General features: G+C 51.1%; 15 protein-coding genes. 4 read left to right on the top strand and 11 right to left on the bottom strand.

Annotation, left to right across the window (positions count from 1 at the left end):
• Positions 1 to 53: 53 nt before the first annotated feature.
• Positions 54 to 1,493 (bottom strand): bifunctional UDP-sugar hydrolase/5'-nucleotidase, encoded by a 1,440-nt coding sequence (locus tag NST84_RS09235; protein ID WP_342566382.1) that lies wholly within the window; start codon positions 1,491 to 1,493, stop codon positions 54 to 56.
• Positions 1,494 to 1,632: 139 nt separating this feature from the next.
• Here NST84_RS09235 and NST84_RS09230 point away from each other — a divergent pair, with 139 nt between their 5' ends.
• From NST84_RS09230 to NST84_RS09215, 4 genes are all read left to right on the top strand, one after another.
• Positions 1,633 to 2,346 (top strand): molybdenum cofactor biosynthesis protein MoaE, encoded by a 714-nt coding sequence (locus NST84_RS09230; RefSeq protein WP_342565298.1) that lies wholly within the window; start codon positions 1,633 to 1,635, stop codon positions 2,344 to 2,346.
• Between the two features lie 80 nt (positions 2,347 to 2,426).
• Positions 2,427 to 3,470 (top strand): HD-GYP domain-containing protein, encoded by a 1,044-nt coding sequence (locus tag NST84_RS09225; protein ID WP_342565297.1) that lies wholly within the window; start codon positions 2,427 to 2,429, stop codon positions 3,468 to 3,470.
• A gap of 157 nt (positions 3,471 to 3,627) precedes the next feature.
• Positions 3,628 to 3,876 carry a hypothetical protein gene (locus NST84_RS09220; RefSeq protein WP_342565296.1) on the top strand — a complete coding sequence of 83 codons (249 nt, stop codon included), beginning with the start codon at positions 3,628 to 3,630 and terminating at the stop codon, positions 3,874 to 3,876.
• 80 nt (positions 3,877 to 3,956) lie between these two features.
• A complete protein-coding gene (locus tag NST84_RS09215) occupies positions 3,957 to 4,442 on the top strand; it encodes a VOC family protein (RefSeq protein ID WP_342565295.1) in 486 nt (161 codons plus the stop codon).
• A 55-nt stretch (positions 4,443 to 4,497) separates the two neighbouring features.
• Here NST84_RS09215 and NST84_RS09210 read toward each other — a convergent pair whose 3' ends face one another.
• The 10 genes from NST84_RS09210 to NST84_RS09165 all read right to left on the bottom strand — a co-directional run bounded on the left by NST84_RS09210 (position 4,498) and on the right by NST84_RS09165 (position 16,364).
• Positions 4,498 to 6,372, bottom strand: a complete 1,875-nt coding sequence (locus NST84_RS09210) for an ABC transporter ATP-binding protein (protein ID WP_342565294.1) — start codon at positions 6,370 to 6,372, stop codon at positions 4,498 to 4,500.
• Positions 6,362 to 8,137, bottom strand: coding sequence for an ABC transporter ATP-binding protein (locus tag NST84_RS09205; RefSeq protein ID WP_342565293.1), 1,776 nt, complete (start codon positions 8,135 to 8,137; stop codon positions 6,362 to 6,364). The genes NST84_RS09210 and NST84_RS09205 overlap by 11 nt, the downstream gene beginning before the upstream one ends.
• A gap of 1,006 nt (positions 8,138 to 9,143) precedes the next feature.
• Complete coding sequence (gene sufB, locus NST84_RS09200) at positions 9,144 to 10,541, bottom strand: Fe-S cluster assembly protein SufB (protein ID WP_039871626.1); 1,398 nt, start codon at positions 10,539 to 10,541, stop codon at positions 9,144 to 9,146.
• Between the two features lie 18 nt (positions 10,542 to 10,559).
• Complete coding sequence (sufU, locus tag NST84_RS09195; RefSeq protein ID WP_342565292.1) at positions 10,560 to 10,997, bottom strand: Fe-S cluster assembly sulfur transfer protein SufU; 438 nt, start codon at positions 10,995 to 10,997, stop codon at positions 10,560 to 10,562.
• Complete coding sequence (locus NST84_RS09190) at positions 10,984 to 12,210, bottom strand: cysteine desulfurase (RefSeq protein ID WP_342565291.1); 1,227 nt, start codon at positions 12,208 to 12,210, stop codon at positions 10,984 to 10,986. Before NST84_RS09190 ends, sufU begins: the two co-directional genes overlap by 14 nt.
• Positions 12,207 to 13,508, bottom strand: coding sequence for a Fe-S cluster assembly protein SufD (gene sufD / locus NST84_RS09185; protein ID WP_342565290.1), 1,302 nt, complete (start codon positions 13,506 to 13,508; stop codon positions 12,207 to 12,209). Before sufD ends, NST84_RS09190 begins: the two co-directional genes overlap by 4 nt.
• A 30-nt stretch (positions 13,509 to 13,538) precedes the next feature.
• Complete coding sequence (sufC, locus tag NST84_RS09180; RefSeq protein ID WP_342565289.1) at positions 13,539 to 14,321, bottom strand: Fe-S cluster assembly ATPase SufC; 783 nt, start codon at positions 14,319 to 14,321, stop codon at positions 13,539 to 13,541.
• A 232-nt stretch (positions 14,322 to 14,553) separates the two neighbouring features.
• Positions 14,554 to 15,111: a DUF1802 family protein gene (locus NST84_RS09175; protein ID WP_342565288.1), complete on the bottom strand. Its 558-nt coding sequence runs from the start codon at positions 15,109 to 15,111 to the stop codon at positions 14,554 to 14,556.
• A gap of 224 nt (positions 15,112 to 15,335) precedes the next feature.
• Positions 15,336 to 15,800, bottom strand: coding sequence for a Dps family protein (locus NST84_RS09170; RefSeq protein ID WP_342565287.1), 465 nt, complete (start codon positions 15,798 to 15,800; stop codon positions 15,336 to 15,338).
• A gap of 261 nt (positions 15,801 to 16,061) precedes the next feature.
• The gene (locus NST84_RS09165; RefSeq protein ID WP_342565286.1) at positions 16,062 to 16,364 is read right to left on the bottom strand and encodes a DUF1805 domain-containing protein; all 303 of its coding nucleotides are present in this window, start codon (positions 16,362 to 16,364) and stop codon (positions 16,062 to 16,064) included.
• Positions 16,365 to 16,378: the final 14 nt, after the last annotated feature.

Here is a 16,378-nt window from a genome sequence, read left to right as displayed (position 1 = left end):
CCCTGCTTCAAAGCTACTGCCTGTCCTGCTGTGTATCTATGTAGGTAAAGCTATTAAGTCGCTGTGTTTACCCAGCGTATGACGGAGCTTTCTTCCAGACTTCCCGGACGCTGCAGCTCCATCCGCAGCAGATCGCGCAGAAAGTGGGGCACAAGATACACCGGATCGCGCCCGCTGGCAATACTCTCATAGCCGGAACGGAAAGTGAACATATCCAGGGTACCGACCTCATATTCTGTTTCGTCCTCCAGCGGCTTCCCTTCGACAAAAACTGCAACACTGTTATCATACGGCATCACTGCAGGATCGTACAAGATTTTTAATCCGTCGACAGCCAGGCTGCCTAGCACCTTCCCCCTGAAGCCGTAACCGAAAATAGGCTTCATGCAGAACTCCTCTGTCAGGCTCTGCACAAGGGCTGTCCGGATGTCTCTGCCCGTAAGCTTTATAATGCACGGGTTGATCGGCGACGGGCAAAGCGCATGCAGCATGCCTGCCGTTATATTGCCTTCCGGAAGCGGTCCGAGCAGCTGGCCTGTATTAACCAGCGACAGCCGGGTGCCTGTAAACCGGCGTACCGCCTGGGCCAGCAGGTTGCCGAAGGGTGATTCGCCAAGCCAATCCACCGGGAGCTCCCGCCCGGTAATCGCTACAGTTTCCTCCAGTGCCTCATGCCCCTGCTGCAGATGCATTGCAGCCGCCGGAGCTATCATGGCATCGGCAAGCTGCTGATCCAGCTCCACACAGCCGCCGCTGAGCAGCCTGAACGGTGCTCCGGCTTCAGAACGCTCAAACTGCAGCCGGCCCAGGTAACGTCCGAACTTGCCGGCCCCGCAGACTGCGGTCCCGTTAATCAGTAGCGGCTGTTCCAGCAGATGATGGGTGTGGCCTCCGAGGATGGCATGCACGCCCTCCAGCACCCCGGCAAGCCGCTTATCCGCAGGCAGGCCCAGGTGGGAAAGAACAATGACGATATCGGCCTGCTGTGCCAGCAGACGGCACTGCTCACGCAGCGCTTCCTCGGGGTCCCTGACCTCCCATCCCAGCAGGGCATAGAAGGAAGTGAACGCAGCAGTAGCCCCGGTTATGCCGATTCTGATGCCGTTCTTCTCCACAATGGCATGTCGTTTCATCCAATGCGGAGGCTCTCCGGTGGCGGCATCAAGAAAATTACAGCATACTACGGGGCACTGCAGTCCAGAGAATATGGCGGCCAGCGTTTCCGGCGAAAAAGTCAGACCCTCGTTATTACCGATGGTCACAGCATCATATCCGGTCAGATTGAGGATGTCTATATTCGCCTGGCCCATTGTCCCTTCTGTCTCCACGGCGGCCCGGTCCATATGGTCACCGATATCCACCAGCAGCACTGCTTCCTCGCCTGCTGCAGCCCTGAGACCGGCAATTCCGGCAGCAATGGGACTCATGGTCTCAAAGTGGCTATGTATATCATTGGTATGCAGTATCGTCAGTCTTTGCGGTGCAGACTCCATGAGCACTAGTTCCCTTCCTTCTATAAAGCCGTTCCGGCAGAAGCGGCAGGCATGTAATCTTATGTAGCCCTAGCATAACATTTTCAGGGGCAATATGGTATATTGGAATCATTATTAGAACCCTGAGGTGAAATGAACAATGCAGATTACCATCCGCCTGTTCGCCGGCCTGGCCGAGCTGTTCAGCGCATCAACCCTGAAATATCAGGTACCCGAAGCACCGCTGACCGCAGGCGGGCTGAAGGCGCTGCTTGCCGCCTCCTATCCTGAGGCTGCGCCGCAGATCAGCACATCACTTGTAGCCATTGACCATGAATACGCGCCTGATGATACACCTGTCACAGCAGATTCCGAAGTGGCGCTGATCCCGCCGGTATCCGGCGGAGAGCCTGCCGGAACGGACGGGGAGACAGCCGACGGTTTATTCATCATTTCCGGCCAGCCACTGAATGCAGAAGTGCTGTTGGACAAGGTGCTGGATAAGAATCACGGCGCTTCCCTTGTATTTGTAGGCACAACCAGAGAAATGACCGGTGACCAAAGAACTACAGCCCTTCATTATGAAGCCTATACTCCTATGGCACTTGCCAAGCTCCAGGAAATCGGCAATGATGTCCAGACCCGCTGGAATGCCCATTGCGCAATTGCACACCGTACGGGTCTTGTAGGACTTAAGGAGGCCAGTGTAATTATTGCCGTCTCCGCCGCCCACCGTGATATCTGTTATGAAGCAAGCCGCTATGCCATTGAAAAGCTGAAAGCTGATGTACCGGTATGGAAGAAGGATATCAATGAATCCGGTGAAGCCTGGGTAGACTCTGATCCGAAAGCAAAAGACTACAAATCCCTGTAATCCTTATCGCAAAACCATTGAATAATTTCTTTTTTGTTGCTATGCTGGGTACAAATTACTATAAGTAAGGTGGCATAGCATTGAGAGTACACGTCACGGACCTTAAAGCAGGTGATTATCTGCGGTCGGATACTTTTAGTTCGAGAGGCCTACATATTTTACGAAAAGGATCGCGCCTCCGGCTAAAGGAAATCACCCGGTTGATACAACACGGCATTGATTATGTGGATATCGAGAGTATGCGGGAACAGCCCGTCATTCCCTCGGGCAGCTCTTCGGTCATTGAGACTGTAAACGCAAACTTTGACAGCAGTATTGAAGGCTTTGAATCCTTATATCTGGAAGCATTGACCCGGGGAAGCTTCAACCAGTCGGTGGTCGATGATATTCTTCAGCCTACCCTGCAGGCACTGGACCAGCACAAAGATGTAGTAACGCTGCTGATGATGCTGGACAGGGAAGATAATTACACTTATAACCATTCTCTGCAGGTTGGCATGCTATCCTATTATATTGCATCATGGCTCGGTTATTCCAAGCAGGAGTGTTATGAAATCGGAAGGGCCGGATATTTAATCGATATCGGTAATTGCCAGATTTCCCCGTCTATTCTACACAAACCAGGTAAGCTTACAACCCAGGAATATGAAGAAGTAAAGCTACATACCCTATACGGCAATGAAATTATCCGCAGCTCCATGAATGACCCTTTAACGGCAATTATTGCCCTGCAGCATCATGAGCGGGATGACGGCACAGGCTATCCGCACAATCTGACCAGAGCAGAGATTCATCCTTATGCCCAGATTGCTGCCGTTGCGGACACATACAGTGCGATGACCTCACAGCGGGCCTACCAGTCGAAGCAGGAATTCCTCTCCGTCCTGCGGGAGCTTCATTCACTCAGCTTCGGCAAGCTGAACGGGAGACATGTACAGGCCTTTATCGAACATCTGATGCCTAATTTCATCAACAAAAAAGTGCTGCTCAATACTGGAGATACGGGTGTTATCATTATGAACAATCCGCTTGATGTCTTCCGTCCGCTGGTTCAGATTGACAGCAAGTTTCTGGATTTGTCCCGTGAACGCCATGTGAATGTAGTGGAAATTTACATGGAATAAGGAAAGAGACTCCTAAGCAGATGACGGCAGCTGGAGTCTCTTTTTTTGTGTCATAGAGGTCATTAAGCAATCCTATTTGACGGCTTGTATAGCAGTTGTTTGAACTCCTGTTTCTCTGGCCAGGCTGTTAAGACAGCTAAAATAACGGAGGTGGAGTATGTTACTGATTCATCAGCGGCTGGCTGAGCTATATGCTATAAGCAGCAAGCGGCCGCTCACTCCGGAAGAAACCAGCGAACAGCAGCACTGCCTGCAAGCCAATGCTGTATACTGCTGGGAAATGGGCCGTCTGAACATCGAGGGACAGCTCGCAGCACAGACTGGGGATACGGTCTGGCAGGAGGAGATCCGGGCACAGCTGCTGGAGGTACAAAGCAGCGGCAAAGCTGCCAAAAGGCGCAAATAGCAGCGGGCTTGAGCAGCCTGAAGCTCATGTTTTATGATAAAGGCACGATAAAGGAATAATGCATCCGGGAGTTGAACACTATGATTACTGGCATTTTTGAAACCCATATTAATGTTAACAGCTATATTCGGTCAGCAGCATTTTATGAGCAGCTGCTAGGGATTATTCCGCTGCTTGACGACCCTGTCCGCAAGTCTAAATTTTACTGGGTCGGCCAACCCGGGGAGGCTATGCTGGGCATACGGGAGAATTATCCGTCTCCGCTCGTCCAGCGCCAGCATTTCGCCTTCAGAATAGAGCTGGAGGATATGCTGCGGGCCCGCACCTACCTTGAAGGGCTGGGCATCAAGGCCGAGAATTTCCGGGGGGAGAGCGTTGAAGAGCTGCTGGTCTTCCCCTTCATGCCGGCGGTATCGATCTACTTCGATGATCCGGACGGCCATTCCCTGGAGCTGATTGCCATGCTGCCGGATGCGTCCAGACCGGAGCTTGAGATTATGCCCTGGACAGAATGGGAACGGCTGCACGGCAGAGAGCTGCCTGCCTCCTCTTCCTTTGCAGAGTAACATAAAACAGCAGCCCGTAACCTGATAACCAGGAACGGGCTGCTGCTGTTTACGGCTACAGGAAGCGGAATTGTGCTTCAATTAATCCGTTATAAATACCATCGCGTTCAGTAAGCTCGGCATGGTTGCCCTCTTCCTTGATTTCACCGTGATCCAGCACAACGATTTTATCAGCATGGCGGATCGTGGAGAGCCTGTGGGCAACAATGAAGGAGGTCCGGCCCTGCAGCAGAATTTTCAGCGCATCCTGAATTTTGATCTCTGTCTCGGTGTCGATGCTGGCTGTTGCCTCATCCAGAATCAGAATCCGCGGGTCGGCCAGCAGTGCCCGGGCAAAGGAGAGCAGCTGGCGCTGTCCCATCGACAAGGCGCTTCCCCGTTCCTCTACCTCGGTCTCATAGCCCTTAGGCAGCGTCATAATAAATTCATGTGCATCCACCGCTTTGGCGACCTCTTCAACTTCCTGGTCGGTGGCATCCAGCCGTCCAAAACGGATATTATCACGGATCGTACCCGAGAAAATGAATGTATCCTGCAGCACGATACCGATCTGCTCACGCAGGCTCTGCAGTTTAACATCCCGCACATCCCGGCCGTCGATCGTCAGTTCGCCGCTTTTAATATCATAGAAACGTCCGATCAGGTTGATGATGGTGCTCTTCCCTGAGCCGGTATGCCCGACAAGCGCAATGGACTGGCCTGCCTTGACGTTAAGCGAGATACCCTTGAGCGCCGCACGACCTTTTTCATATTCAAATACAACATTCTTAAAGCTGATATCCCCCTGGATCTTCGGCAGCGGCTTCGCATCCGGCTTATCCTGAACCGCAGGCTGCTCATCCAGATACTCAAAAATACGCTCAGAAGAAGCCATCGCCACCAGCAGCTGATTGTACATCTGGCCCAGCCGGTTAATCGGGTCCCAGAAATTGCTGACATATGTGCTGAACGCCACCAGATAACCCACGGTCAGGTCGCCTGACTGAATCAGGTAAGCCCCGAACCAGAACAGAATCATGGTGCCGATACCGCCGGTAACCTCGATGATCGGACCAAACGCCTGGTTCATCGCCGAAGCCCTGTTCCAGGATTTACGGCTATCCATATTCATCGCGTCAAAATAATGCATGTTCTCCTGTTCCTGCGTATACGCCTGAGTCACCCGGATACCCTGAATCGACTCATTTAGATGGGAGTTGATCCGCGAATTTTTCATCCGCACATCCTGCCAGGCGATCCGGATTTTCTGACGCAGTTTGGTAGACACAAAGAACATAATCGGTACAGTAATCATAACAGCAAGTCCGAGCTTCCAGTTAATCAGCAGCAGGATGACCATAATCCCGACAAGCTGCACACAGTCAATCATCAGATTGACAACCCCGTTCGTGAACAGGTCCTGCAGGGAGTTGATATCATTCGTCACCCGTACCAGTACGGAGCCGGCCGGTCTTTTATCAAAGAAGTTGAACGACAGCTTCTGGATGTGCCGGAACAGATCTGAACGCAGGTCGTAAATAACCCGCTGGCCGATCACATTGGTATACTTGATCCGGTACACCCCGGCGATCCACTGGATCAGATAGAGTACAATTACGCTCGCCGTCAATGTATACAACAGGGTTAAGCTGGGGCTCCCTTCCTTGGGTGCAATCGCCTTATCAATGGCCATACTGGTCAAGAAAGGAACGGTCAGCTTGGTTATCGTACCCAGAATCATCAGCACCGAGACGATCGGCAGCATCTGCCTGGCATAAGGCTTCATGTAGCCGAACAGCCGGGTGAACTGCTTCCAGTCAAATGCTTTGTCGATCTGGTCATCGTCCTTGTATACAAACCGTTCTTCCAGGAGCTGCCCCGCGGCAGTCTTGCCCGGTTTACCGGGTTTGCCGGCAGGTCCTCCCGCCGCTTGTTTCTTTTCAAGCTCCATGCTCCGTTCCCTCCCCTCTATCCTGCGTCCTGGCCAGATAATCGGCATATTGAATCCGGTATACATCCTGATAAGGTCCCGGAATCTCAATCAGCTCGTTATGCGTTCCCTTCTGCACCATGCACCCCTGATCCATCACAATGATCTGGTCGGCATGACGCAGCGAGGAAATCCGGTGGGCAATAATCAATGTGGTGCGCCCGCGCATAACCTCCTGGAAACCGGCCTGAATCTCATGCTCTGTTTCCATATCGACGGCGCTTGTCGCATCATCCAGGATGAGAATCCGCGGATCCTTCAGCAATGCCCTGGCGATGGCAATCCGCTGCTTCTGGCCGCCGGAGAGCCCCATTCCCCGCTCGCCGACCACCGTATCATACCCTTCCGGCATCTCCATGATAAAATCATGCGCCTTGGCAAGCTGGGCTGCACGGATAATTTCCTCCATGCTAACATTTTTGAGACCGTAGGAAATATTGTTACGGATAGACGAGGAGAACAGGAACGTCTCCTGGAACACGGTTGAAATCTGTGAACGCAGACTGCGCACATTGAACTCACGGATGTCTGTACCATCCAGCGTGATACTGCCCTCATTCACATCGTAAGCACGCATCATCAGCTGGATAATCGTTGACTTACCAGAGCCGGTTCCGCCGAGGAAGCCGATTACCGCCCCTGGCTTTGCCTCGAAATGAATATCCTTAACAGCCGGCATTTTGTTGCCGTAAGCAAAGGTTACATGGTTGAAAATAACCTCGCCTTTTACCTCGGAAGATTCCAGCGCACGGGCATCCGCCTTATCCTGCACATCAATCCGCTGATTGAGTACCTCGAGCACCCGTTCTCCAGAGGCTTTGGACTGCGTATAGTTATTGATATGGAAACCAAGCCCCCATACCGGGCCGATGATGTACCAGATCAGACTGAAGAAGGCTACCAGCTCACCCAGTGACATATTTCCTTTAATAACCAGCGTCCCGCCGACACCCAGCAGAATCGCAATACTGACCGAAGCCAGCAGCTCCATTACCGGAAAGAACTTGCTCCACAGCTCAGCGGCAAAAATCTGGTTATCCTTATAACGTTCGTTACGGTGCGAGAACTTCTCAACCTCATAGTCCTCTCTGGCAAAAGATTTGACTGTCCGCACACCGGTAATATTCTCCTGAACAGCCGTGGTCAAGGAGCTCAAGGCAAGCCGCATCTCCTGAAAGGCCGGATGAATCCGCGATTCGAATTTGAAGGCTACAGCTGCCAGAAACGGCATAGTAACCAGCGTAACTAGCGTAAGCTGCCAATTGATGGTGAACATCATAATAGAGCCGAACAGCACCATGAAAAATACGTTCAGCAATTGGGCGAAGCCGAACCCGATAAAGTTACGGATCGCTTCGAGGTCCCCGGTCAGCCGGGACATCAGGTCACCTGTCTTGGCGGTGTCATAATAACGGAAAGACAGGAATTGCAGCTTCTCATAACAGGCGTTGCGCAGACGGTAGGCCAGAAAATTACCCAGCCGTCCTCCAAAAAATCCGTGTGCAAACTGCAGGCAGGCTTTTACGATTACTACAGCTACAACACTCAGTGCCAGCACCGGCACCTCGGCAAACTTCAGCGGAACAATTACATCATCAATCAGTCTTCTAAGTAAGTTTGGGGTTATAAGCCCCACTGCAGTTGCGGCGGCTAAAGCTATAATCGAAAGAATTAAATAATGCAGCTTCTCCCGGTAAAAGCCCCGCAGTTGCCTGAGAACATCCATGTCTCTCCTCCTTAAAGCTTTACGCAGCAAAAGCCTACTTCGTAAGCGTAAACCCGGCTCTGTAAACCAACACTCCCTATGTAAGCACAAGCTTGGCTGCCCGAAATAGTACCGGCTCCGTAAGCATACTCTGGCGTTCCTCTCCTCTTGGCGCTTTTGCTGTAAGATACAGTTGGCTTGCGATGCAAACCTCACATCGCAAGCCATATTGATTAGCGCTTTCAATTTAGGGACTTTATGCAGTTTAACACCCATGTTTTAATGCGGCAAAGGGGAGAAATGACCATTTTACAGGTTTTTTCCGGTTAAATCAGGCTTAACATGGTCTATAATGACTGTCGTATCTTTAATTGCTCCCGTTTCCTCGCAAATGCTGCTCAATTTAGATTTAGCATAATTCAACTTATACTACAAAATAATGATATGTATTTATTTCAAGCCTAATGATCATAAGTAATAGCTTATCATTATTTTGCTAATATCGGGTAAAGCTGCATAAGCACCTGCCTATGGATATAAGCACCGTTATTTCCTCGGCAATATTCCGGCAAATCCCGCTCTGATCACCCATCTCACGACAGGTAACTGCTAAATTCTATCGGTTTGGGACCCCACTCTTCATTGGGGGAGAAGGTATAGAATGTTCTGTGAGCTAAGAGGAAAATCACCATTTAATTCAGCAGGGAACCTCACAATCGGTAAACTAATTGGAAAAACGCTACTTAACTTCGCCAAAACTGTCCCCGGAGCGATAAACAGCGTGAATTAGGCGCCGTTTTTCCAGCTAATTATAGAAAATTAAGGAAATCAATATAATTAAATGTCTGAAATCCAACGAAATATCCGGGAGCCAAAGTACCCGTGCAATTTCACTAACATATTTATAAAAATCAAAACTGAAAAGCAAAAAAAGTGTCCGCCCGTCTCAGACATATGAATGTCGAGAGCAAAGCGGACACTTCTTTATTACATAGGGGTGGAGGCATTTAAACCTGCAAGCACAGGTTTAGCCGATCGACCCTTCCATTTCGAACTTGATCAGTCTGTTCATTTCAACGGCGTATTCCATCGGCAGCTCTTTGGTGAACGGCTCGATGAAGCCCATGATGATCATCTGAGTGGCATCGGCTTCGGTCAGGCCGCGGCTCATCAGATAGAACAGCTGCTCTTCGGATACCTTCGATACCGTAGCTTCATGCTCAAGAATGACATTGTCATTCATGATCTCGTTGTACGGAATGGTATCTGAAGTAGACTGGTTATCCAGAATCAGCGTATCGCACTTGATGTTAGCCTTCGCGCCTTCTGCCTGACGGCCAAAGGAAGCGAGACCGCGGTAAGTTACCTTGCCGCCGTGCTTACTGATGGATTTGGAAACGATGGTCGATGTTGTGTCAGGTGCCAGGTGAATCATCTTGGCGCCTGCATCCTGGTGCTGGTCTTTGCCGGCAACCGCGATGGACAATACCGAACCTTTGGCTCCGCGTCCTTTGAGGACAACCGCAGGGTATTTCATTGTCAGCTTGGAGCCGATGTTACCGTCAACCCATTCCATGGTGGCATTTTCTTCGGCTACCGCACGTTTGGTTACCAGGTTGTAGATGTTTGGTGCCCAGTTCTGAATCGTAGTGTAACGAACGCGGGCGTTCTTCATGCACAGGATCTCAACAACTGCGCTATGCAGGGAATTCGTGCTGTAAATCGGTGCTGTACAGCCTTCTACATAATGCACGAAGCTGTCCTCATCCGCAAGGATCAGGGTACGCTCAAATTGTCCCATGTTCTCGGAGTTGATGCGGAAGTAAGCCTGCAGAGGCACTTCGCACTTCACGCCTTTTGGAACATAGATAAAGCTTCCGCCCGACCATACTGCACTGTTAAGTGCGGCAAATTTGTTGTCAGCCGGAGGAATGATCGTGCCGAAGAATTTCTTGAACAGCTCAGGGTGCTCGCGCAGCGCGGTATCTGTATCTGTGAAGATAACGCCCTGATCCTCAAGGTCCTTCTGCATGCTGTGGTAGACAACCTCAGATTCATACTGTGCCGAGACACCGGCGAGGAACTTCTGTTCCGCTTCCGGAATACCGAGCTTATCAAAGGTTTCCTTGATTTCGGAAGGAACCTCTTCCCAGGTCTTCCCCTGCTTCTCGGAAGGTCTTACATAATATTGAATATCGTCGAAATCCAGATCGTCCAGATTGCCGCCCCATTTAGGCATCGGCATTTTGCGGAACTGCTCCAGAGACTTCAGACGGAAGTTAAGCATCCACTCCGGCTCATTTTTGATGGCGGAGATTTCGCGGACGATTTCTTCCGTGAGTCCTTTACCAGACTGAAATATCGACTTGTGCTCATCACGGAACCCGTACTGGTACTCTTCCATATCAGGCGCTTTCTTAGCCATGGTGTCAGCCTCCTTGTTCTAATGTTGTTGGTGCCCTTCTTCTGTTTCGATTCCTTTACGCAGCGCGTTCCAGGCCAGGGTGGCACATTTGATCCGCGCCGGGAATTTATTTACACCGGACAGGGCCTCTATATCTTCATAGTCTCCGAAATCTGCATCTTCACCCTTCATCAAAGAGGAAAAGCTGTCGGCAAGCTCAAGCGCACGATCAATCGTCTGTCCTTTGACTGCTTCCGTCATCATGGAAGCAGACGACATGCTGATCGAGCAGCCTTCACCGCTGTAGCGGGCATCCTTGACGATACCGTCTTCTACTTTGAGCTGCAGCGTAATGCGGTCGCCGCAGGTAGGGTTGTTCAGTTCGATCTTTAGTGCATCATCTTCAAAAGAACCGCGGTTCCGGGGATTTTTATAATGATCCATAATAACGCGTCTGTACAGGTCATCCAAGTTCATAAGAGAAGTACTCCTTTGCCTTGATTAAGCCTTTAACCAGCGCATCTACATCTTCTTCCGTGTTGTAGAGATAGAAGCTGGCCCGGGCGGTTGAGCTGACCTGCAGCCAGCGCATCAGCGGCTGGCAGCAATGATGTCCGGCCCGCACCGCGATGCCTTCGGCATCGAGCACGGTAGCCACATCATGCGGATGGACATCACCCAGATTAAAGGTGACTACACCCACCTGGCGGTTGCGCGGCCCGTAGATCGACAGGTCGCTGATCTCCGAAAGCTTCTGTTCCGCATAAGCGGCAAGCTTCATTTCGTGAGCATGAATGTTATCCAGCCCGACCTCCTGCAGAAAATCAATAGCGGCTCCAAGACCGACAGCACCGGCAATAATGGGTGTGCCGCCTTCGAACTTGTACGGAAGCTCTTTCCAGGTCGAGTCATACAGGCCCACATCATCAATCATCTCACCGCCGAATTCAACCGGCTCCATCGCCTCAAGCAAAGATTTCTTGCCGTACAGGGCGCCGATACCGGTCGGTGCCAGCATTTTGTGGCCGGAAAAGGCATAGAAATCGCAGTCCAGATCCTGGACATCCACCTTCATGTGCGGAGTGCTTTGCGCACCGTCCACTACAATGACTGCACCATGGCGGTGGGCAATAGCAGCGATCTCTTTTACAGGATTCGTAACACCCATTACATTGGAAACGTAAGCGATAGCTACAATCTTGGTCTTATCCGTAATTGTTGATTCCGCGTCCGCAAGCGTCACCGTTCCGTCCTGCTGCAGCGGGATGAACTTCAGGGTAGCCCCTGTCCGCTTGGCCAGCTGCTGCCACGGAATGAAATTACTGTGATGCTCCATCTGGGTGATTACGATCTCATCGCCCTCGCCAACTGCAGCAGGGCCATAGGAGGAAGCAACAATATTCAGCCCTGTTGTTGTTCCGCGGGTGAATATAATCTCCTTGATGCTGCGGGCGTTGATGAATTTTGCTACCTTCTCCCGTGCGCCTTCGTAAGCATCGGTTGCCCGGCTGCCTAACGTATGAACACCGCGGTGCACGTTCGAATTATCCCATTCATAGTAAGCTTTGACCGCTTCAATGACCTGGCGCGGCTTCTGTGAAGTCGCCGCGCTGTCCAGATAAACGAGCGGATGCCCGTTTATCTTCTGGTTCAGGATGGGAAACTGCTCCCGGATATTGCTGCTGATCATTGTCCCAACTTCCTTTCCACAAGAGATTGGAGCTGATTACGCAGTCCCTCAAGTGGAATTTGCGACACGACAGGTGCCAGGAAGCCGTATATGATAAGTTTCTCTGCATCATGCCGTGTAATTCCGCGGGACATCAGGTAATATACCTGCTCGGGATTGACCTGTCCTACGGAAGCGGCATGGCCGGCTGTTACATCATCTTCATCTATGAGCAGGATCGGGTTGGCGTCTCCGCGCGCTTTCGGGCTCAGCATCAGTACTTTTTCAGTCTGCTGGCCGTCAGCTCTTGTAGCACCCTTCTCGATCTTGGTAATTCCGTTAATAATGGAATTGGCTGAATCGCGCATAACCGCACGGGTGATCATGTCACTTGGCGTATTTTTGCCAAAATGCTGTGCCTGGGTAGTGTAATTCAGTTTCTGGGATCCTGTACCTACAGCAATGACTTTGGCATCCGAGCTGGATCCGTTGCCTTTGAGCACCGACTTGGTGTCGCTGGCCGTATCGCCATAGTTCATTTCACCGACAATCCATTCAATGGTGCCGTCATTCTCTACAACCGCCCGGCGGTAAGTAACATCCGTTGTGTCTACGCCCAGCTGATGTACTGTAGCATAACGAACTGTAGCACCGCCGCCGACAAACACTTCAACTGCGCCGTTGTGCAGGCCTGCTTCAGCTTTGTCGGATACATAGTTGTCTACGTAGGTAACAGAGCTGTTGGTATCAGCAACGACCAGAATATGCGGAACAAATGCAGCTTCGGCATCGTCAGTAAGCAATACAGCCTGCAGCGGCGTATCGATAACCACATTTTTGGGAACATAGAGGAATACCCCGCCGTTCCACAGCGCTGCATGCAGTGCAGCAATGGAATGCTCGCCCGGCAGTACAGCCTTATGCAGATAACGCTGTACAAGGTCGCCATGCTCTTTGGCAGCTGTCTGCAGATCGGTGAAGATTACCCCATGCGCAGCCAGCTCAGGTGCCAGGCGGGTGTAGACAACACCTGAATTCTGCTGAATAATCAGGCTGCCTTCCTCCTGGTCCTTAATTAGTGCAGCAATCGCTGCAGGTGCTTCGTTAAGTGCAGCAAGCGGTTTGCTTGCCTTGTAGCTTCCGTAGTTGTTCACGTTCCAGCGGTCAATCCGCGTCTTCTCCAGTTTTGGCAGTTCCAGTTCGGCTGCCAGCGCCAGCGCCTGCAGGCGGCTGTCCTTCAGCCAGCCCGGCTCGCCGCTGCTCTGCGATAGTTCGCTGAGCCGCTCGGCATCCACCGGAAGAATGGTTTGCGTCGTCATAAGTGGTTTTCCTCCTTCCTGGTGTTCTGATTAAGCTTCCTGTCCTACAGTCTCATCTTCAATGCCAAGCTCTTCTTTAACCCATTCGTAGCCTTCTGCTTCCAGACGTTCAGCCAGCTCAGGTCCGCCGGATTTAACGATCCGTCCCTGCATCATGACATGAACATAATCAGGCTTGATGTAGTTAAGCAGGCGCTGATAGTGGGTAATGACCAGGAAACCGCGTTCCGGGCTTCTCATGGCATTTACGCCTTCAGCTACAATCTTCAAAGCATCAATATCAAGGCCGGAGTCGATTTCGTCAAGAATGACGATCTTCGGATCCAGCATCATCATCTGGAGAATCTCATTACGCTTCTTCTCACCGCCGGAGAAGCCTTCATTCAGATAGCGGTGCAGGAACTCCGGATTCATCTCCAGTTCCTTCATCTTTGCTTCCATCTGACGGATGAAGCGGATCAGGGAGATTTCATTGCCCTCTTCACGGCGGGCATTGATTGCGCTGCGCAGGAAGTCGGAGTTGGTTACTCCGGCAATTTCACTCGGATACTGCATAGCCAGGAACAGGCCGGCGCGGGCACGCTCGTCTACCGCCATTTCCAGCAGGTCTTCACCTTCAAGAACGGCTGTACCTTCAGTAACTTCATACTTGGGATGACCCATCAGTGCTGAAGCCAGTGTACTTTTACCGGTACCGTTTGGTCCCATGATGGCGTGAATTTCTCCGCCCTTCATCTGAAGATTAATCCCCTTCAGAATTTCTTTTCCTTCAATGTTCGCTTTCAGTCCCTCAATGACAAAATCTGCTGCCATAATTAATATTCCCTCCACTATTCAATTTGCGAAATCAGAAAGTTGTATTGTCACAGGATTTCCCTGATTGCCAGCACAATTATATTTTATATCATATTGTAATGATTATAAACAGAATCAAACTGATTATCAATGATTCTCACTAATTTTATTACAAAGGCTGTCTTTTTACAAATGCTGCTTTTCAATTTCCACTGCTGTTCTACGTGATCCGACATAGAACAACAGCATGTTATCTGCCCAGCGCTGACAGAATCTCCAGCCTCCGCTGCTCAAATTCGGCATCACTGAGAACCGGTCTCCACTGCTGCTTCGGCGGCACTGTCTCCAGCTCGATCCAGGAGCGGCAGCCTGAGTATTCCGGCAGCACCGGTATGGTTGCCGAAGCTTTGCTCACATATACACGCAGCAGCAGGACATGCAGCGGCTCCTTGGCCTTCCAGCGCAGGCGCTCAGCGGCAAGCTGCCCGCTCCAGATATGGAACGGATACAGCAGTTCAAGCTGCTCCAGGTCGCGGACTTCCATATCGTCAACCGCCTCGGCGTATGCAATCAGCGGTACAGTTCCGCGGCCCGCCGCATCATCAGCCTGAGTCTGGGCAACCAGCGGGCGGTAAGGCTCCTTCAGCAGCTCTGCACGCTGATGCTCGTAGGTAGGATAAAGAAAGAAGGAATGGCTTTTCAGTTCAAAGCGCCGGGTTTCTTCCGCAATCCCCCCTTTTCGCAGCAGGATGATCTGATCTCCCCCGGCCAGGGCATGCACAGCCGATGCCCATTCTTTTAACGCCACAGAATTTATATGCAATTGCAGTCTCCCCTTTCCGGCTCCGGTTACTTAACAGGAGGTTTACTATGGATTATATAACTTGCAGCAGCAGTCTACAAATTGCTTGGATCACACCTGCAGCAGAAAAATCAGCCGTTTAGCGTCATTAATGACGTTTGACCGCAAAAAAATAAAGCCTCCGCAAGGGAGGCCCTATTCCGTTATCCAGCTGTTATACTTTCGCAGTCTTATTGGCCCAGGAAGGAGCGGAGCATCCACTGGTTTTTCTCCAAGTCGCTGCGGATCTTGATGAACAGGTCTGCTGTCGGCTGATCACTGCTCTCCTCGGCCAGCTCAATGCCCTCAGTCAGCTCTTCCGATACAGTCGCGAAGTCCTCGATCAGGGTCTGCACCATGCTGCGGGTGTCTTCTTTGCCTGTAGCTTCCTGAATCGTGCCGATTTCCAGATATTCTTTCATCGTTGCGGCAGGACGGCCTTTAATGCTGAGCAGCCGTTCAGCCACTTCGTCCATTTTGAGGGTAACATCATCATACAGCTCTTCGAATTTCACATGCAGGGAGAAGAATTGCTCCCCCTTTACATACCAGTGGTAATTATGGATCTTAACATAAAGAATGTTCAGGTTAGCCACCTGGCGGTTAAGTACTTGCTCCAGTGAAGTTGTCTCGACTTTGTTGGTTGCTTTAGCCATTGATAATCCCATCCTTGTCCATAATATTTGCCGGCTGCATGTTCACCTTCCGGCAGCAGTTGTCTATATTCATTGTACCCTTGATTGTCAGGTACGAAACAAATGGAGCCCCGCTGTACTTGGCTGGCCGGGGTCAGAAACAGGCTTTTTCCTCTATGTAGGATGACCATGTAACGCAGCCTTATCCGCTTATGGACAAGGCAGAATAAAAGGGGCCGGAACGGCCCCTCTAAAGCTTTTATCAAAGGTAAACGGTTATGCCTACATCATCAGCAGCAGGGCTTCTTCCCCGGTCATTCCCGGAACGATCCCCAGCTTCTCAGCTTCTATAGTAACGGACTCAAGCGGAGCAGCAAGCAGTTGAGCAAGCGTACGCACACCTACCGCTCTGGCCGCAATAATCTTCCGCTCACCCAGCCTTTCATTAAGCAGTCCTACATCGAGTGCTCCGCACATAATATATCCCCGGTCTGTGCTTACGGTAAGCAGAGTTGTTTTGGGCAGCTTTACTTCGACTCCGACCAGCGTATGACCGCCTACTTGAACAGGCTCCAATGTCACCACTTTGCATTTCCTCC

Source organism: Paenibacillus sp. FSL R7-0345 (assembly GCF_038595055.1).
Lineage (GTDB): Bacteria > Bacillota > Bacilli > Paenibacillales > Paenibacillaceae > Paenibacillus_AQ.
This window is presented reverse-complemented; position numbering and strand designations above follow the sequence as displayed.